This is a genomic window from Prauserella alba, assembly GCF_024171735.1.
Lineage (GTDB): Bacteria > Actinomycetota > Actinomycetes > Mycobacteriales > Pseudonocardiaceae > Prauserella > Prauserella alba.
Map to the genome: position 1 here is coordinate 373287 of NZ_JAMTCH010000003.1, position 18334 is coordinate 391620.

The following is an 18334-nucleotide window of genomic DNA, read 5'->3' on the forward strand; positions in this document are numbered from 1 at the left end:
GCAGGTCGGGCCGTCGACGTCGAGGCACCGCATCGCCTCGCGCCGATTCGAGCCGGTGAACCGGGCATGGTGACCTGACGAACGAAGTTCGCATTCGGCGGCTGTGACCAGCGACGACGCGCGGAGAATTGTCCTCGATGGCGCCGATTTGCCGTCCGAGCATTGCGTGTGCGTTAACTCCGGCGGATAGACTCCTTGCGATCGAGGGCACAGCGACGTGACCTCGACCACGCCGACGATCGCCACGGCTGGCGAGCAGCACCGGGCAGGTCCGTCGGCGAGTGCGGGGCAGGCGCGGGTCGTGACACGCAGGTGGCAGCGGAGCCGAGGCGCACCGCCCGCCGCTCCGGCCTGCGGTATGTGACACCGCGAGAGCGGGCGTGCCTGCCGCGCAAGACCAGTGAGTCGAGCTACGGAAAGGCGCAACGTGACCACTTCCACCAAGCCCGTCGTCCTCCTCGCCGAGAAGCTCGCCCCCTCCGCGGTGAGCGTCTTCGGGGACGAGGTCGAGATCCGGCACGTGGACGGAACGGACCGGCCGGCACTGCTCGAGGCGGTGAAGACCGCCGACGCGCTGCTCGTACGGTCCGCGACGCAGGTCGACGCCGAGGTGCTCGACGCCACCAGCTCACTGAAGGTGGTCGCCCGCGCCGGTGTCGGTCTCGACAACGTCGACGTGCCCGCGGCCACCCAGCACGGTGTGCTCGTGGTGAACGCGCCGACGTCGAACATCGTTTCCGCGGCCGAGCACGCCGTCGCGCTGCTGCTGTCGGTGCTGCGCCGCGTCCCCGCCGCCGACCAGAGCCTGCAGGGCGGCGAATGGAAGCGCAGCTCCTACACCGGCGTCGAGCTGAACGGCAAGACCGTCGGCGTGGTCGGCTTCGGCAAGATCGGCCAGCTCGTGTCGCAGCGTCTCGGCGCGTTCGACACGAAGCTGCTCGCCTACGACCCGTACGCTTCGGCGGCCCGCGCCAAGCAGTTCGGGGTCGAACTCGTCACCCTCGACGACCTGCTCGAGCGGGCCGACATCGTCACCGTCCACCTGCCGAAGACGCCCGAGACCAAGGGCCTGATCGACGCGAAGGCGCTGGCGAAGACCAAGAAGGGCGTCATCGTCGTCAACGCCGCGCGCGGCGGCCTGATCGACGAGGATGCGCTGGCAGGCGCCGTGTCGGACGGCCACGTGGGCGGCGCGGGCATCGACGTGTTCGAGTCCGAGCCGGTCACCGAGAGCCCGCTGTTCGGCCTGCCCAACGTCGTGGTGACGCCGCACCTCGGCGCGTCGACGGGGGAGGCGCAGGACCGTGCGGGCACCGACGTCGCGAAGTCGACGCTGCTCGCGCTGCGCGGCGAGTTCGTGCCGGACGCGGTGAACGTCGCGGGTGGCGCGGTCACCGACGAGGTGCGGCCGTACCTGCCGCTGGCCCAGAAGCTCGGCACGGTGCTGTCGGCGTTCAGCGCGAAGGCACCGCAGTCGGTGTCGGTCATCGCCTCCGGTGAACTGTCCGGTGAGGACGTCAGCGTGCTGCAGCTGGCGGCGCTGCGCGGGGTGTTCGCCAATGTCGTCGAGTCGCAGGTCACGTTCGTGAACGCCCCGCGGTTGGCCGAGGAGCTGGGCGTGCAGGTGTCGGTCAGCACGGAGCCGGAGAGCCAGAACTACCGCAGCCAGCTGACGGTGCGCGCCGTGCAGGACGACGGCACGGCGCACACGGTGTCGGGCTCGGTCACCGGCAAGGAGGAGGTGCAGAAGCTGATCGAGATCGACGGCAGGCACTTCGACATCCGGGCCGAGGGGAACATGCTCCTGATGGAGTACCCCGACAAGCCGGGCATCATGGGCCGGGTCGGCACGGTGCTGGGCGAGGCCGGGGTGAACATCGACGCCGCGCAGATCAGCCAGACCACCGACCGTTCCGACTCGGTGATGCTGCTGCGGGTGGACCGTCCGGTCGACCCGGCGCTGCTCGACCCGATCGGCGCCGCCGTCTCGGCCCGCAAGATCCGTTCGATCTCGTTCCCGTGACCGCGGTCGCCGGATACCAGGTACAAACCATCACATTCGGATAAATCGCTACGAATGGCGCTATTGGGTGACGTCCCGGTGGTGTTGGCTGGCTGACCATCGATTGTCAACCTCCCGACCCATTGGGGGCGCCCCAATATGAACCGCTGGCGAGCACGCCTGCTCGCGACCTGTTCGACCGCCCTGCTTGCCGCCACCTTCGCGGCAGGCGGGGCGTCGGCGCAGGACGCGGCGAGTATCGAACCGCTGCCGACCGCCTCGGCCGACGACCTCGACCCCGGTCGCGCCGACGGCGGCATTTCCCCGCGGCTGGCCGATTCGCAGGGCCGTACCTCGGCCTTCGTCGAAGTGCGGAAACAGGCCGCGGTCGACGCGTTCAACGACGAGAAGGCCAAGGGCACGAAGGCCGCCGCGAAAGCCGCGAAACGTGCCAGGTCCGCAGCACTGGGTGCCGTCGACAGGGTCGTCGGCACTCTCAGGGCGACCGACACCGGCACCACGGTGCTGGCGCGCACGGCCAACGCGATCCCCGGTGCCCTCGTCTCCGCCGATGCGGAGCGGCTGCGTGAGCTGGCCGGCCGCGACGACGTCGTGTCCGTCAAGCCGATCGTGCCGAAGAAGCACCAGAACGCGGGTGCCGACCAGCTGACGAAGGCCATCAACGTCTGGCAGCAGACCGGGCACTACGGCGAGGACGTCAAGGTCGGTGTCATCGACAGCGGCATCGACTACACGCACGCCACCTTCGGCGGGCCGGGCACGAAGGAGGCCTACGAGTCGGTCGACCCGGCGAAGGAGGCCCCCGAGCTGTTCCCGTCGGCGAAGGTCGCGGGCGGCACGGACCTCGTCGGTGACGACTACGACGCCTCGGGCGAGAACGGCTCCGAGACGCCGAAGCCGGACCCCAACCCGCTGCCCTGCATGGACCACGGCACGCATGTGGCCGGCACCGCGGCCGGCTACGGCGTCGGGGCCGACGGGTCGACGTTCACCGGTGACTACTCGAAGCTCGACGGCGACGACCTGATGGATATGAAGGTCGCGCCGGGCAGCGCGCCGAAGGCCGAGCTGTACGACATCAAGGTGTTCGGCTGCGCCGGGTCGACGGCCGTCATGGCACAGGCGATGGACTGGACGCTCGACCCGAACGGCGACGGCGACTTCTCCGACAAGCTCGACGTCGTCAACATGTCGGTCGGCAGCGACTACGGTGCGCCGGACGACCCGGAGTCCGACTTCGTGCGCAAGCTCGTCGCCAACGACGTGCTGCCGGTGATGTCGGCCGGCAACGGCGGCGATCTGTACGACGTCGGCGGCAGCCCCGGCAACACGCCCGAAGGACTGGGCGTGGCGAGCATCCGGGATTCCTACGTGCTGCGTGACGCGGTCGAGGTGACCGAACCGTCCGATGTGGCCGGCAAGGTCGCAGGCCAGTTCAGCCTCTATTACACCGACTACGACTCGCTCGACATCACGAAACCGGTCGTGGCGCTCTCCGAGGGCAACGCATCCGGCTGCGGTGAGTTCTCCGAGTCCGACGCCGCCGCGGTCAAGGGCAAGATCGCCTGGTTGGAATGGGACGACAACGACGGGACGCGGGAGTGCGGTTCGGCCGCCCGCGCCGACAACGCCACGGCGGCCGGTGCCGCGGGCGTCGTGTTCACCTCCGGGGTGCAGAACTTCGGCGCCGCCATCGCGGGCAACGAGGACGTTCCGGTCTTCCAGCTGACCGGTGACGCCACCGAGCAGCTGCGGCCCTCGCTCGATGAGGGCACGCTGGAGATCGCCATGAACGGCGACGGGCGCACGTCACTGCCCACTGAGGACGAGTCCATCGAGGACACGCCGAGCTCGTTCACCTCGCGTGGCGTGCGCGGTCCTGCGGTCAAGCCCGACCTGGCGTCGCCGGGTGACACGATCGCCTCGGCCCTGATGGGAGGCGGGGACGCCGCCACGGTGATGTCGGGCACGTCGATGGCCTCGCCGCACGCGGCGGGCATCACGGCGCTCGTGCGTGAGGCCAATCCGGACTGGACCGCCACCGAGGTCAAGAACTCGGTCATGAACACCGCGGCCCACGAGGTGACTTCCGACGGCACGGCCGTCGGGCCGCAGCGGGTCGGTGCGGGCCGCATCGACGCGCGAGCCGCGGTCGGCAACGACGTCATGGCGTACTCGCTGCGCGACCGCAAGGCCGTCAGTGTGTCGTTCGGCGTGCTGGAGGTCAGTCAGCCGACCACGAAGCGCAAGGTCGTCCGCATCGTCAACAAGGGCGACGAGACCGAGCGGTACTCGTTGAGCTATGCGGCCTCGTCCACGATCCCGGGCGTGAGCTACGAACTCTCGCGGGACTCCGTGACGGTACCGGCCCACGGCAGCGCCCACGTGCGCGTGAAGCTGCGGATCGACCCCGCGGCGATGCGCAAGACCGTCGACCCGACGTTGGAGCGCAACCAGCTCGGCGTGGCGCGGCAGTTCGTCGCCGAGGCGGCCGGCCGCCTCGTGCTCGAGCCGGCGGGCGACGGTGCGACGCTGCGGCTCCCGGTGCACGCCGCGCCGAAGCCGGTGGCGAAACTGCACCACTCCCGGAACATCGCGTTCCGGGGTGGTTCCGACACCGCGGACGTGCGGGTGCTGGGCCGCGGCCTCGACCAGGGTTCCGGCAGTGAGGCCTACCGGTCGCTGCTGAGCATCATGGAGCTGCACGCCCGGTCGCCGAAGCTGCCGCCCTGCTTCGGCGAGCAGACGAACGGCTGCACCGTCAACGAGACGGCCGAGGGCGGAGACCTGCGGTACGCAGGCGCCACATCGGTCGGTGAGGGAGACGGCGCGATGCTCGCTTTCGGACTGTCCACATGGGGCGACTGGTCGAGCCTCGGCGGGCACACGATCCCGTACATCCACACCGACACCGATGGTGACGGCGAGGCCGACTACGAGACCTACGCCATGCCGATGCCCGCCACGGACGTCCTGGTCGCCCAGACCGTGCGACTGTCCGACGGTTCCACTGTGGACCTGCAGCCGGTCAACGGGCAGTTCGGTGACGTCGACACGAACACGTTCGACAGCAACGTCGCGGTACTGCCGGTGTCGCTGAGCGCGCTGGGGATCGACCCTTCGGCCGACTCGCACGAGATCAGCTACACGGTCGGCGTCTCCGGCTTCTACGGCGACCCCGAGACGGGCGATGTGGACACGATCGACGAGCCGATCGCGTTCGATCCGCTGAACCCGGAGTACACCGTCGCCGGTGCCGACGGCGCCGCGGCCCTGTCGTACGTGGCGGGTCGCGGTGACCGGTTCACGGTGACGCGGAGTCCGGAATCGGCGGACTCGGCCGAGGGGCTGCTGGTGCTGAGTCACCACAACGCCTCCGGCAGGCGCGCCTCGACGGTCGGTGTCCACGAGCTCGACCACCGGCCGGTGTCGACGAACGGCGGCTGACCGGGTGCGGCGGCTTGCTCCGGCGGGCCGTGCCGACGGGTGGCGATGATGTGCCCGGGACCCCATCTCGCGGGGTCCCGGGCACACCTGTGAGGCCACCGGACGGGGGACCCGCGACGGTGGCGCTTGCGCCGTTGGGGTGGTCGTGGGTCGACAGTTCGTCGACGCCCGGTAACCTGCCGTCGCTGGCTTTGGATGCGAATGGGGTACCCGCGGTCGATGGGGCCCGGTCTGACGGAGGTGTGTGGATGCGGCTCGCTGTGATCCCGGGTGATGGGATCGGGCCCGAAGTGGTCTCCGAAGCGATCAAGGTCCTCGGGGAGGTTGTCCCGAACGCCGAGACGACCAGCTACGACCTCGGTGCCTCCCGCTGGCACTCGACGGGTGAACTGCTGCCCGAGTCGGTGCTGGGTGAACTCGCCGAGCACGACGCGATCCTGCTGGGTGCGGTCGGCGATCCGAGCGTGCCCAGCGGCATTCTCGAGCGCGGCCTGCTGTTGCGGCTGCGGTTCGAGCTCGATCACCACGTCAATCTCCGCCCCGGCAGGCTGTACCCGGGCGTGAAGGGCCCGCTGGCCGACCCCGGCGAGATCGACATGATCGTCGTCCGCGAGGGCACCGAGGGGCCGTACGCCGGCAACGGCGGTCTGCTCCGCAAGGACACCGAGCACGAGATCGCGACGGAGGTCAGCCTGAACACGGCCTTCGGCATCCGCCGGGTCGTGTCGGATGCCTTCCGCAGGGCGAACGAGCGCCCGCGCAAGCACCTCACGCTGGTGCACAAGACCAACGTGCTGGAGCACTCCGGGTCGTTGTGGTCGCGGATCGTGGAGGAGGTCTCGCTCGAGTACCCCGAGGTGTCGGTGGCGTACTCGCACGTGGACGCCGCCACGATCCACATGGTCACGGATCCGAGCCGGTTCGACGTGATCGTCACCGACAACCTGTTCGGCGACATCATCACCGACCTGGCTGCCGCCGTGACCGGCGGCATCGGCCTCGCGGCCAGCGGCAACCTCGACATCTCGGGCCGTAACCCGAGCATGTTCGAGCCGGTGCACGGCAGCGCGCCCGACATCGCAGGGCAGAACGTCGCCGACCCGACGGCGACGGTGCTGTCGGTGTCGTTGCTGCTCGACCACCTCGGCGAGAAGGAAGCCGCCCGCCGTATCGAGGCGTCGGTGGCGTTCGACCTCGCGACGCGCGACCAGGCGTCGCCGGGCACCACGACGGCGATCGGTGACCGTCTCGCGGCGCTGGTGTCGTCCAACGCCGCGCCCCGTCCCGCGCTCTGAGAACTGCCGATCCGGCGACAGCCGACCGACGACAGCCGACCGACGACAGGCGCCCCGGCCCACGCGGCCGGGGCGCCTGTGTGTGTCCGGGTGGGGTGCCGGGCGAGGCGTCCACCGTCACACCGGCGCCGTCACCCGGGCACGCCGAGGCGGGGCGGCTGCGTCGGGTCCGGAATGTGGGAACGAAGCCCAGTGGTTGGACTTGCTCGTGTGCGGTGTGGCATGATGCGGCGCATGGACACGTTTCGCGTGATCATTATTGGCAGGCGCGCCGGGTAAGTGCCCCGTAGGAGCACCCGGCGCGCAGACCTCTCGCATCCACCGCGGGGGGTCTTTTTTGTGGCCGCTGCCGGCCGCGCGCCATCGGCACAGTTGTCGGCCATCCCGCTGTTGTTCGCACACCGCGACGAGGAGACGAACCCGTGACCCGCACGGAACCCGCAGGCACCCCGCTCGGCGACGATTTCCACCTGTACGACACGACGCTGCGCGACGGTGCGCAGCGTGAGGGCATCTCGTACTCGGTCGCCGACAAGATCGCCGTGGCGCGGCACCTCGACGAGCTGGGCGTCGGGTTCATCGAAGGCGGCTGGCCCGGTGCGATGCCGAAGGACACCGAGTTCTTCGCCCGTGCCGCGGCGGGGGAGTTGCCGCTGAAGCACGCCGCGCTCGTCGCGTTCGGATCGACCCGGCGCTCGGGTGTGGCGGCCGGTGACGACCCGCAGGTCCGCGCGCTGCTCGACTCGCAGGCGCCGGTGGTCACCCTCGTGGCCAAATCGGACATCCGTCACATCGAGCGTGCGTTGCGTGTGGACGTCGACGAAGCATGCGCGATGGTCGCCGACACGGTGAAGTTCCTCGTCGGCGAGGGCAGGCGGGTGTTCCTCGACGCGGAGCACTTCTTCGACGGCTACGCCTACGACCCGGACACCGCCCTGCGCGTGCTGGAGGCGGCGGGATCGGCGGGCGCCGACGTCGTCGTCCTGTGCGACACCAACGGCGGACAGCTGCCGCTGGGTCTCGCCGACACGGTGCGCGAGGTGCGCGAGCGCACCGGGCTGCGCATCGGCATCCACTGCCAGGACGACACCTCCTGCGCCGTGGCCAACAGCATCGCCGCGGTGCAGGCGGGCGCGACCCACGTGCAGTGCACCGCCAACGGCTACGGCGAACGCGCGGGCAACGCCGACCTGTTCGCCGTCACCGGCAACCTCGTGGCCAAGCTCGGCATGGAGGTCCTGCCGTCAGGGGGAGCCGCCGAGCTGACGCGTGTCTCGCACGCGCTGGCCGAGATCGCGAACATCGCACCCGACACCCACCAGGCTTACGTCGGGTCGTCGGCCTTCGCCCACAAGGCGGGGCTGCACGCGAGCGCGATCAAAGTGGACCCGTTGCTGTACAACCACATCGACCCCGCGCTGGTCGGCAACGACATGCGCGTGCTCGTCACGGAGATGGCGGGCAAGGCGAGCCTCGAACTCAAGGGGCACGAACTCGGTGTGGACCTGGCGGGCAATCCCCGCGCCCTCAGCAACACGGTCCACAAGGTGAAGGACCTCGAGGCGGGCGGCTGGTCGTTCGAGGCGGCAGACGCCTCCCTCGAACTCCTGATGCGGCGGGAGATCGCCGGATCGGACGGGCAGGAACCCGTGGGCCCGCCGTTCGCCCTCGAGTCATACCGCGTGGTGCTCGACCACCGGACCGACGGCGAGATCGTGTCCGAGGCGACCGTGAAGGTCCACGTCGCGGGGGAGCGGGTCATCGCCACCGCCGAGGGCAACGGCCCGGTCAACGCACTCGACGCCGCCCTGCGCAAAGCGTTGTCGCCGCACCTGGCGTGGCTGGACGAGATGTCGCTGTCGGACTACAAGGTGCGCATCCTCGTCAACCGCCAGGGCACCGGCGCGGTCACCCGCGTGCTCGTCGAATCGTCCGACCGCGAGCGTGAATGGACGACCGTCGGCGTGCACGAGAACATCGTCGAGGCCAGCTGGCTGGCCCTGTGCGACGCACTCGCCCACAAGGCGATGCGCGTGTAACCGTAGTCCACCCTGGCCTACCACCTCCCCGGCGGAGACGCTCCGCGCCACTGTTTACGATGGGGACCGTGCGTTTGGCTCGGATTGCTCACCCGGAAGGTGTCGCCTTCGTCTCGGTCGACGGAGACGGCGACAGCAACGACACGATGGTCTGGGAGATCGCCGACCATCCGTTCGGTAAGCCGAACTACACCGGCAGGAAGTGGCCGCTGGCGGACACCCGCCTGTTGTCGCCGATCCTGCCGACGAAGGTGATCGCCGTCGGCCGCAACTACGCCGACCACGCGCGGGAGATGGGCAACGAGGTCCCGCCCGAGCCGATGATCTTCCTCAAGCCGTCGACCACCGTCATCGGGCCGAACGCGCCGATCCGCAGGCCCAAGCAGTCCGAGCAGGTCGACTTCGAGGGCGAGCTGGCCGTCATCATCGGCCAGCCCGTGAAGAACGTTCCCGCGGCGCAGGCGGCCCAGGCCGTGCTCGGCTACACGGTCGCCAACGACGTCAGCGCCCGCGACTTCCAGCGCTCGGACGGCCAGTGGGGCCGCGCCAAGGGATTCGACACGTTCTGCCCGATCGGCCCGTGGATCGAGACCGAACTCGACCCGGCCGACCTGGCCATCCGCACCACGGTCGACGGTGAGACCAAACAGGACTCGCGCACCTCGGAGCTCGTCCACAAGATCCCCGAACTGATCGAGTTCGTCTCGTCGGTGATGACGCTGCTGCCCGGCGACACGATCCTCACCGGCACCCCCGCCGGTGTCGGACCCATCGTCGCGGGGCAGGAGGTGTCCGTCACCGTCGACGGGATCGGCACGCTCACCAACCCCGTCGAGGACGCCTGAGTCACGGCGCTCTGCGGGCGAACTCCGGCGCGTGCTCGGGCCGCAGCCCGATGCCGACGAGGTAGGCCGGTACGAGGGACAGTGCCGGAACCCTGCGCAGCAGCCGCTGGGCGGGTTTCGGCGGACCCAGCCGCCTGCCTTCCACGACGGGAGCCGCCACCATCCGGTGCAGCAGCCGTTGCAGCGTCTGCACCGCGGCCGTCGGCAGCAGCCTGCGCTTGCGCACCGCGGCCAGTTCCGCAGTCGTCGGGCCACCGCGGCGCAGTGGCCCGGCCAGCAGCCTCGCCGCGGCCACGGCGTCCTGAACCGCCAGGTTGATACCGACCCCGCCGATCGGCGACATCGCGTGTGCGGCGTCCCCGATGCACAGCAGCCCCTCGGTGTGCCAGCGCTGCAGCCGGTTGAGCCGCACGTCGAGGTGTTTGACCTCGTCCATCGACGTCAGTTCGCCCACCCGGTCCGCGAGGTGCGGCACGACGTCGGCGATGTCGCGTCGGAACGCTTCGACGCCGCGCCCGCGCAGCTCGCCGTCGGTGCCTTTGCGGCCGAGATAGGCGAGCTGGTGGAAGCCCTCGCGCGGGATGTCGAGGACGAACCGGCCGCGGCGCATCGTGGGCGACAGCGCGGCGGTCGTGTCGTCGGGATCACGGCCGAGTCGGAACCACCAGACGTCGAACGGCACCGGCCATTCCTTCGGTGTCAGGCCGACCTCGCGCCTGGCGAACGACCAGCGGCCGTCGGCGGCCACGGTTAAGTCGGCGCGCAGCTCGCCGTCGCCATCCTGCCCGCGGTAGCGCACGCCCACGACGCGGCCTTCCTCTCGCAGGAGCCCGGTGACCTCGGTGTTCATGCGCAGGGTGAACGACGGCTCGTCGGCGCCGGCCTTCGCGAGCAGGTTCAGCAGGTCCCACTGCGGCGTGAGTGCGATGTACGGGTGCCGCGTCCAGCGGCCCAGCCTGCGCAGGTCGCCGACGACCACGGAGGTGCCGTCCGCCGCCGGGAAGGCGATCTCGTACAGCCGGGTGTGCGGCAGGGCCGCGAACTCCCCGCCGAGACCGAGTTCGTCCAGCAGGGTCAGGGTCGACGGGTGGACGGTGTCGCCGCGGAAGTCGCGGAGGAAGTCGCCGTGCTTCTCCAGCACCGTCACCTCGACACCCGCACGGGCGAGCAGTAATCCGAGCACCATGCCGGCGGGGCCACCGCCGGCGATGACGCAGTTTCCCGGTGCGGTCATCACCACCACCTCGATCCGTTCGCCGCGGTCCTTCCGGTGTGCCGGCCGGCACACCAGCAATTCGACGTCTCGTATTCAACGTCTGTTGAATAATTCCCAGCATGCGCTCGCGGGCGGCCGAAGTCAACAGCGCTACGCTGGGTGGGCTATGACTGAGAACAAGCCCGCCGCCGTTCGTGCTCGCTTCTGCCCTTCGCCCACCGGTACGCCGCATGTGGGCCTGATCCGCACCGCGTTGTTCAACTGGGCGTTCGCCCGGCACAACGGCGGAAAGCTCGTGTTCCGCATCGAGGACACCGACGCCTCACGGGACAGCGAGGAGTCCTACTCGGCGCTGCTGGACGCCCTGCAGTGGCTCGGCATCGACTGGGACGAGGGGCCGGGTGTCGGCGGCGAGTACGGTCCGTACCGCCAGAGCGAACGCGCCGACATCTACCGCGACGTCGCCGCGAAACTCCTCGAAGCGGGCGAACTGTACGAGGCGTTCTCCACCGGTGAGGAGGCCGCGCAGCGGCGCAGGGACGCCGGGCAGGACCCGCAGCTGGGCTACGACAACCACGACCGCGACCTCACCGAGGAGCAGAGGCAGGCCTTCCGCGCCGAAGGCCGCGAACCGGTGTTGCGGTTGCGGATGCCGGACGAGGACCTGTCCTGGAACGACCTCGTGCGCGGCGAGATCGAGTTCAAGGCGGGCACCATTCCCGACCCGGTGCTGGTCCGCGCCAACGGCGCGCCGCTGTACACCTTGACCAATCCCGTCGACGACGCGCTGATGCGCATCACCCACGTGCTGCGCGGCGAGGACCTGCTCCCGTCGACGCCGAGGCAGATCGCGCTGTACCAGGCGCTGCAGCGGGTGGGCGTGGCCGAGTTCGTCCCCGACTTCGGCCACATGCCCTACGTGATGGGCGAGGGCAACAAGAAACTGTCCAAACGAGACCCGCAGTCGAACCTGTTCAACTACCGGGACCGTGGGTTCATCCCCGAGGGCCTGCTGAACTACCTCGCGCTGCTCGGCTGGTCGATCGCCGACGATCGCGACATCTTCACCGTCGACGAACTGATCGAGGCGTTCGAGATCACCAAGGTCAGCGCCAACCCCGCGCGGTTCGACCTCAAGAAGGCCGAGTCGATCAACGGCAACCATGTGCGCGCGCTGAGCCACGACGATTTCGTCGCACGCGTCACGCCCTACCTCGTCGACGCGGGTGTGCTGCCGGAGCAGCCGTCGGGGGACCAGCAGGCCAAGCTCGCCGCGATCGCCCCGCTCGTGCAGGAACGCGTCGCGGTGCTGTCCGAGGCCTGCGACCTGCTGCGGTTCCTGTTCGTCGACGAGGCCGAGTTCGCTCCCGAGGAGGCCGCGGCCACGAAGGCGCTCGGCCCGGACTCCGAACCGGCGTTGCGGGCTGCCATCGAGGCGCTGGAAGGCTTGTCGTCGTGGGCCGCGGCCGACATCGAGCAGGCGCTCAAGGACGCCCTCGTGGAAGGTCTGGGACTCAAGCCGCGCAAGGCTTTCACGCCCGTGCGCGTCGCTGTGACCGGACGCACGGTGTCACCGCCGCTCTACGAATCGATGGAATTGCTCGGCCGTGACGTGTCACTCGGACGGCTGCGCCGGGCATTGCCGGGCAACTGAGCGTAGACGAGCTGGACCGAAACAGACTCGGCCATATCACCTCGATAGCAGAGTCGGGCTCGCGCAAAAACCCCTAGCCTCGCGTGAGTGGCTTTTGCGCTTGGCTCCCCGACAGCTCCGCAATCCGTCGCCGACGCCGATCGCGACGACGTCGATGTCTGGGCACCGCCCGAACTCCGGGTCGTGTGCCTGGACATCGACGACACGCTGATCGACTTCACGGCGACGGGCAAGCGCACGCTGGCCGTCCTGACCGGACGCGGCGACATCTGGGACGAATGGGAACGCGTCACCGATGACCACGTCGCGCGCGTCGTCGCGGGTGAGCTCGATTACGCCGACATGCACGTGTGGCGCAGTCACGCGTTCCTGCGCGGGCTCGGCATGGACGTCGATCTCGCCGACGTGGCCGCGTTCGAAACCCGCCGAAAGGCGTTGCTGAACCGCTCGTGGCGGCTCTTCGACGACGTCGTGCCGTGTCTCGAATGGCTCGCCGCCGCAGGCGTGCAACTGGCCGCCGTGACGAACGCCTCCGGCGGCCACCAGCGCGACAAGCTCGCCGCGCTCGGTCTGGCCCGGTTCTTCGACCACGTCGCCATCGCGGGAGAGCTCGGCGTCGCCAAACCCGACCCCGCGATGTTCCAGTCCGTGTGCCTCCAACTCGGCTGCGATCCACGGGAGGCCGTGCACCTCGGGGACAAGTTCACCACCGACGCCGTCGGTGCGCGTGACGCCGGTCTCACCGGAATCTGGCTCCACCGCGAGCCGGAAGGCACGGCCGGAAACGGGCGAGGTGCGCCCGCCGACGCCGATGACGCCGTCCGCGGTGGAGCGCCCGCCGACGTCCACGTCCTCACCACACTCGCCGCGCTGCCCGAGCTGCTGGTGTCCGAGTTCGTGCGCGTCGGCGTCCCCGCGCCCCGCTGAGGGCGGCCTCGCGCGCAATACCTGCGACAACAGGGGAGTCGGCCGACGAAACGGGCCCCGGCTGCAAGCGGCCACAGAGCGTGGTCTATGCTTTCTTCAACAACGCGATACGGACCGGGACGGGCCTGGTGAACGGCAGTGATCCAGAACGGCTCGGACAACGTATCCGTTGGGGTATGGTGTAATCGGCAGCACGACTGATTCTGGTTCAGTTAGTCTAGGTTCGAGTCCTGGTACCCCAGCTGCGAAGCGAACAAGCCGCTCTGGTAAGTTCTCTTCCAACATAAAAGAACAAGCCCCCGTCGTCTAGCGGCCTAGGACGCCGGCCTCTCACGCCGGTAGCGTGGGTTCGAATCCCATCGGGGGTACGAGAAAAACGGGAGAGCCCTATCTGCGGAAAGCGCAGATAGGGCTTTTCTCGTTGTGTCTTGTGGGGGCGCAGCCCCCACACCCCCAGCCCGGCGGGCTCCGCCTCCGGACCCCCTGCCTGTGGTTGCGTGGCGTTCGTGGGTTGCGTGGGGTGAGTGGGTCGGCCGTGTTCGCTGGCGCTCACCGGCCTCGCTCGGGTGGGGGCGTCGACCTCGGTGCGCTTCGGTCGACGGTTCGCTGACGCTCACCGGGTTCCGTGGGTGCGGTTCGCGGGGTCAGAGGCGTTCCTGGAGGCCTTCCGCGGCGTCGAGGAGGTCGCTCGCCCAGCGAGCGCCGGGTTTGCGGCCGATCCGGTCCACCGGACCCGACACCGACACCGCCGCCACGACAGCACCCGACGAATCCCGCACCGGTGCCGACACACTCGCCACCCCCGGCTCCCGTTCGGCGACGCTCTGCGCCCAGCCGCGACGCCGGACCTCCAGCAGTGTCCGCTCGCCGAACACCGCGTCGGCGAGAATCGCCTGCTGCGTATGGGTGTCCGCCCACGCGGTCAGCACCTTCGCCCCGGACCCCGCCGTCATCGGCAGCCGCGACCCGATCGGCACCGTGTCCCGCAGTCCGCTCGGCGGCTCCGCCGACGCCACGCACACCCGCTGTACCCCGTCGCGGCGGTACACCTGCACGCTCTCACCCGTCATGTCCCGCAATTTGGGCAACACGACCGCCGCCGCATCCAGCAGTGGATCCGCGGTGCCCCCCGACAACTCCGCCAACGCAGCACCGGGACGCCACCGGCCGTCGGGGCCGCGCCGCAGCAGCCGATGCACCTCGAGTCCCACCGCCAGCCGGTGCGCCGTCGCCCGCGGCAGCCCCGTCTCGGCGCACAACTCCGCCAAACCACACGGCTGCTGTGCCGCCGCCTGCAACACGGCGATGGCCTTGTCCAAGACACCGATACCGCTCTGCTGAGCCTCAGAGTTATGCTGTCCCACACAGCGATACTACAATCCCGAAGTCTGGGACGTCCAGGATTTGGGACACTCCAGAGTTCGGAACGCTCCGGGCGCTCGCGCCCGGCCGACCCACCACAGTTCCCGGGAAGACACTTCCCAGCGACGTTCAGGAGGAGCCCTGATGGCGGAGAAACGGGGCCGCACACTCGCCGAAAAGGTGTGGGACGAGCACACGGTACGCCGCGGCGAAGGCGCCGAGCCCGACGTGCTTTTCATCGACCTGCATCTGGTGCACGAAGTCACCAGCCCGCAGGCGTTCGACGGTCTTCGTCTCGCCGGCCGTCAGGTGCGCAGGCCCGACCTGACGATCGCCACCGAGGACCACAACGTGCCCACGGTGGACATCGAACTGCCGATCGCCGACCCGGTTTCCAAGACCCAGGTCGACACCCTGCGCAAGAACTGCGAGGAGTTCGGCGTCCGGCTGCACCCCATGGGTGATGCCGAACAGGGCATCGTCCACGTGATCGGCCCGCAGCTCGGCCTGACCCAGCCCGGCATGACCGTGGTGTGCGGCGACAGTCACACCTCGACCCACGGCGCCTTCGGTGCGATGGCGTTCGGCATCGGCACCTCCGAGGTCGAGCACGTCCTCGCGACACAGACGCTGCCGCTGCGGCCGTTCAAGACGATGGCGATCAACGTCGAAGGCACGCTGCGCCCCGGCGTCACGGCCAAGGACGTCATCCTCGCGGTCATCGCGAAGATCGGCACGGGTGGTGGCCAGGGCTACGTGCTCGAGTACCGCGGCAGCGCCATCGAATCGCTGTCCATGGAAGCCCGCATGACGATCTGCAACATGTCCATCGAGGCGGGTGCTCGCGCGGGCATGATCGCGCCCGACGAGACCACGTTCGAGTACCTGGAGGGGCGCCCGCACGCCCCGCAGGGGAAGCAGTGGGACGAGGCCGTGGCCGCATGGCGGGAGCTGCGCACCGACGCCGACGCCCAGTTCGACGCCGAGGTCACCATCGACGCCGACGCGCTGACCCCGTTCGTGACCTGGGGCACGAACCCCGGTCAGGGGCTTCCGCTGGGCGAGAGCGTGCCGGACCCGGAGCAGCTGGGCGACGAGAGCGCCAAGTTCGCCGCCGAGAAGGCCCTGTCCTATATGGATCTCGAGCCCGGTACGCCGCTGCGGGAGATCGCCGTCGACACGGTGTTCCTCGGCTCCTGCACCAACGGCCGGATCGAGGACCTGCGCGCGGCCGCCGACGTGCTGCGCGGCAGGAAGGTCGCCGACAGCGTCCGCATGCTGGTCGTGCCCGGCTCGATGCGCGTGCGGAAGACGGCCGAACAGGAGGGCCTCGACAAGGTCTTCGTCGACGCGGGTGCCGAATGGCGCCAGGCGGGCTGCTCGATGTGCCTCGGGATGAACCCGGATCAGCTCGAACCGGGTGAGCGCAGCGCCTCGACGTCCAACCGGAACTTCGAAGGCAGGCAGGGCAAGGGCGGCCGGACGCACCTCGTCTCGCCGCTCGTGGCGGCCGCCACCGCGGTGCGCGGCACGCTGGCGTCCCCGGAAGACCTCTGATCCACCACCGCTTCACACCGATCGCACACGAGCGATCGCACATGACCGATCGCACAACGGGAGTCACCCCTCATGGAACCGATCACCGAGCACACCGGCATCGGCGTGCCGCTGCGCAGGTCCAACGTGGACACCGACCAGATCATCCCCGCCGTCTACCTCAAGCGCGTGAGCCGTACCGGCTTCGAGGACGGCCTGTTCGCCGCCTGGCGCGGTGACGAGCAGTTCGTGCTCAACGTCGAGCCGTTCGACCGGGGCACCGTGCTCGTCGCGGGTCCCGATTTCGGCACCGGCTCCTCCCGGGAGCACGCCGTGTGGGCGCTGATGAACTACGGCTTCCGCGTGGTCATCTCGTCGCGCTTCGCCGACATCTTCCGCGGCAACGCGGGCAAGCAGGGCCTCGTGGCCGCCCAGTGCTCGCCCGACGACGTCGAACTGCTGTGGAAGATCCTCGAGAACGACCCCGGCACGGAGGTCACTGTGGACCTTGCGGAGAAGACCGTGCGGGCCAAGGACTTCAGTGCGCCCTTCGAGATCGACGACTACACGCGCTGGCGGCTGATGGAGGGGCTCGACGACATCGCGCTGACGCTGCGCCACGCGGATGACATCGCCGAGTTCGAACGAGGCAGGCCGGCCCACAAGCCGGTCACGCTTCCGGCCGCACAGTCGCAGTAGGCCCCGGACCTCCCAGGAGAACCTCGAAGATTCCCTGTTCAGCAAGGGAATCCGGCCCGGCCCACCGGTCGGCATCCGACACCAGACGACGCGCGAGTCACCCGGGTGCGATCGCCGCTCATCGGCGGCGATCGCCCATCCGGTAAGGGAAAAATCCGCGTGCCGTTTGGAAATTGTGCTGCGTAGGTAATACCGTGTGCGCATGTCGGCCGGTGTGGCCGGGTAACACGTAGTTCTTCATGGAGGACTGGAATGGCCAACAAGGCCCAACTCATTGAGGCGCTCGGCGAGCGCCTGGGCGACAAGAAGGTCGCCACGCAGGCCGTCGACAATCTCGTCGACATCATCATTCGGACGGTCAACAAGGGCGAAAAGGTGAACATCACCGGTTTCGGTGTGTTCGAGAAGCGCGCCCGCGCCGCCCGCACCGCGCGGAACCCGCGTACCGGCGAGACCGTCCGCGTGAAGAAGACCAACGTCCCGGCCTTCCGCGCGGGCACCACGTTCAAGGATGTGGTGAGCGGCACGAAGAAGCTGCCGAAGGCCACGAAGGCCAAGCCGGTGTCCGGCACCACCGCGCGCGGCACCACCGCCCGTGCCACGACCTCCACCGCATCGTCCACGCGCAGCACGACCACCCGTTCGCGCGCGACGACCGCGACCCGTGCCACGGCCACGAAGTCGGCTCCGAAGACCGCGACCAAGTCGACGGCGTCGAAGACGGCGGCGTCGAAGTCCACGGCGACGAAGTCGGCCCCGAAGACGGCCGCCAAGTCGACCGCGTCGAAGTCGACCGCGAGCAAGGCGACGACGGCCAAGTCGACGGCCACCAAGTCGACGGCTGCCAAGTCGACCGCGTCGAAGCCGGCGGCGTCGAAGTCCACGGCCTCGAAGTCCACCGCTGGCAAGTCCACGGCCAAGAGCGCTACCACGAAGGCAGCCCCGAAGACGGCGTCGAAGTCCACGGCAACCAAGAGCACGACTGCCAAGTCCACGGCGACCAAGAGCACGGCTGCCAAGAAGCCCGCCACCAAGGCCGCTCCGAAGACCGCGACCAAGACGACGAAGGCGGCAGCCACGCCGGCGAAGACCACCGCCAAGGCGTCCACGACGAAGAAGACGGCCGCCAAGAAGAAGTGAGCCGGCGTGCCGGCTCACGTGGCGCCGGCCGCGCCGCGCGCAGACGGGCCCCGCACCACAGTCCTGGTGCGGGGCCCGTCGCTGTGTGGGCGCGTTCGTGGGCCGGTCGTGGCGCGGCGGGACCGAGCGGGACCGGCCGGTGACCGTGCCC

General features: G+C 69.5%; 12 protein-coding genes and 2 tRNA genes. 12 read left to right on the forward strand and 2 right to left on the reverse strand.

Features of this window, described 5'->3' with window-relative positions; translation table 11 throughout:
* The first annotated feature begins 427 nt into the window (after window positions 1–427).
* From serA to LY12_RS01600, 5 genes are all read left to right on the forward strand, one after another.
* The gene (gene serA, locus LY12_RS01580) at window positions 428–2023 is read left to right on the forward strand and encodes a phosphoglycerate dehydrogenase (protein ID WP_253852826.1); all 1596 of its coding nucleotides are present in this window, start codon (window positions 428–430) and stop codon (window positions 2021–2023) included.
* A 138-nt stretch (window positions 2024–2161) separates the two neighbouring features.
* A complete protein-coding gene (locus LY12_RS01585; RefSeq protein WP_253852834.1) occupies window positions 2162–5470 on the forward strand; it encodes a S8 family serine peptidase in 3309 nt (1102 codons plus the stop codon).
* Between the two features lie 248 nt (window positions 5471–5718).
* Window positions 5719–6765, forward strand: a complete 1047-nt coding sequence (locus LY12_RS01590) for a 3-isopropylmalate dehydrogenase (RefSeq protein WP_253852838.1) — start codon at window positions 5719–5721, stop codon at window positions 6763–6765.
* A 422-nt stretch (window positions 6766–7187) separates the two neighbouring features.
* Window positions 7188–8804 carry a citramalate synthase gene (gene cimA, locus LY12_RS01595; protein ID WP_253852840.1) on the forward strand — a complete coding sequence of 539 codons (1617 nt, stop codon included), beginning with the start codon at window positions 7188–7190 and terminating at the stop codon, window positions 8802–8804.
* Between the two features lie 68 nt (window positions 8805–8872).
* A complete protein-coding gene (locus LY12_RS01600; RefSeq protein ID WP_253852842.1) occupies window positions 8873–9649 on the forward strand; it encodes a fumarylacetoacetate hydrolase family protein in 777 nt (258 codons plus the stop codon).
* 1 nt (window position 9650) lies between these two features.
* On the opposite strand, the gene LY12_RS01605 is transcribed toward LY12_RS01600, so the two are convergent.
* Window positions 9651–10883, reverse strand: coding sequence for an FAD-dependent oxidoreductase (locus LY12_RS01605; protein WP_253852844.1), 1233 nt, complete (start codon window positions 10881–10883; stop codon window positions 9651–9653).
* 148 nt (window positions 10884–11031) lie between these two features.
* Here LY12_RS01605 and gltX point away from each other — a divergent pair, with 148 nt between their 5' ends.
* From gltX to LY12_RS01625, 4 genes are all read left to right on the forward strand, one after another.
* The gene (gltX, locus tag LY12_RS01610; RefSeq protein ID WP_253852851.1) at window positions 11032–12519 is read left to right on the forward strand and encodes a glutamate--tRNA ligase; all 1488 of its coding nucleotides are present in this window, start codon (window positions 11032–11034) and stop codon (window positions 12517–12519) included.
* A gap of 87 nt (window positions 12520–12606) precedes the next feature.
* A complete protein-coding gene (locus tag LY12_RS01615; protein WP_372493416.1) occupies window positions 12607–13446 on the forward strand; it encodes an HAD family hydrolase in 840 nt (279 codons plus the stop codon).
* Window positions 13447–13616: 170 nt separating this feature from the next.
* Window positions 13617–13688: transfer RNA gene (locus tag LY12_RS01620), tRNA-Gln, on the forward strand.
* A gap of 53 nt (window positions 13689–13741) precedes the next feature.
* Window positions 13742–13814, forward strand: a tRNA-Glu gene (locus LY12_RS01625).
* Window positions 13815–14090: 276 nt separating this feature from the next.
* Here the strand turns inward: LY12_RS01625 and LY12_RS01630 are convergent.
* Entirely contained in the window at window positions 14091–14810 is a 720-nt protein-coding gene (locus LY12_RS01630) for an IclR family transcriptional regulator (protein WP_253852853.1), read from the reverse strand.
* A 142-nt stretch (window positions 14811–14952) separates the two neighbouring features.
* On the opposite strand from LY12_RS01630, the gene leuC reads away from it, so the two are divergent.
* The 3 genes from leuC to LY12_RS01645 all read left to right on the forward strand — a co-directional run bounded on the left by leuC (window position 14953) and on the right by LY12_RS01645 (window position 18183).
* The gene (leuC, locus tag LY12_RS01635; RefSeq protein ID WP_253852855.1) at window positions 14953–16365 is read left to right on the forward strand and encodes a 3-isopropylmalate dehydratase large subunit; all 1413 of its coding nucleotides are present in this window, start codon (window positions 14953–14955) and stop codon (window positions 16363–16365) included.
* 72 nt (window positions 16366–16437) lie between these two features.
* Window positions 16438–17043 carry a 3-isopropylmalate dehydratase small subunit gene (gene leuD / locus LY12_RS01640; RefSeq protein WP_253852859.1) on the forward strand — a complete coding sequence of 202 codons (606 nt, stop codon included), beginning with the start codon at window positions 16438–16440 and terminating at the stop codon, window positions 17041–17043.
* 252 nt (window positions 17044–17295) lie between these two features.
* Window positions 17296–18183, forward strand: a complete 888-nt coding sequence (locus LY12_RS01645; protein WP_253852861.1) for an HU family DNA-binding protein — start codon at window positions 17296–17298, stop codon at window positions 18181–18183.
* Window positions 18184–18334 lie beyond the last annotated feature (151 nt).

Bases quoted from the DNA above. Each gene is read 5' to 3' on its own strand.
- gltX (WP_253852851.1), top strand. From the start codon at position 11,032: ATGACTGAGAACAAGCCCGCCGCCGTTCGTGCTCGCTTCTGCCCTTCG.
- LY12_RS01585 (WP_253852834.1), top strand. From the start codon at position 2,162: ATGAACCGCTGGCGAGCACGCCTGCTCGCGACCTGTTCGACCGCCCTG.
- leuD (WP_253852859.1), top strand. From the start codon at position 16,438: ATGGAACCGATCACCGAGCACACCGGCATCGGCGTGCCGCTGCGCAGG.
- LY12_RS01605 (WP_253852844.1), bottom strand. From the start codon at position 10,883: ATGACCGCACCGGGAAACTGCGTCATCGCCGGCGGTGGCCCCGCCGGC.
- LY12_RS01590 (WP_253852838.1), top strand. From the start codon at position 5,719: ATGCGGCTCGCTGTGATCCCGGGTGATGGGATCGGGCCCGAAGTGGTC.
- LY12_RS01645 (WP_253852861.1), top strand. From the start codon at position 17,296: ATGGCCAACAAGGCCCAACTCATTGAGGCGCTCGGCGAGCGCCTGGGC.
- leuC (WP_253852855.1), top strand. From the start codon at position 14,953: ATGGCGGAGAAACGGGGCCGCACACTCGCCGAAAAGGTGTGGGACGAG.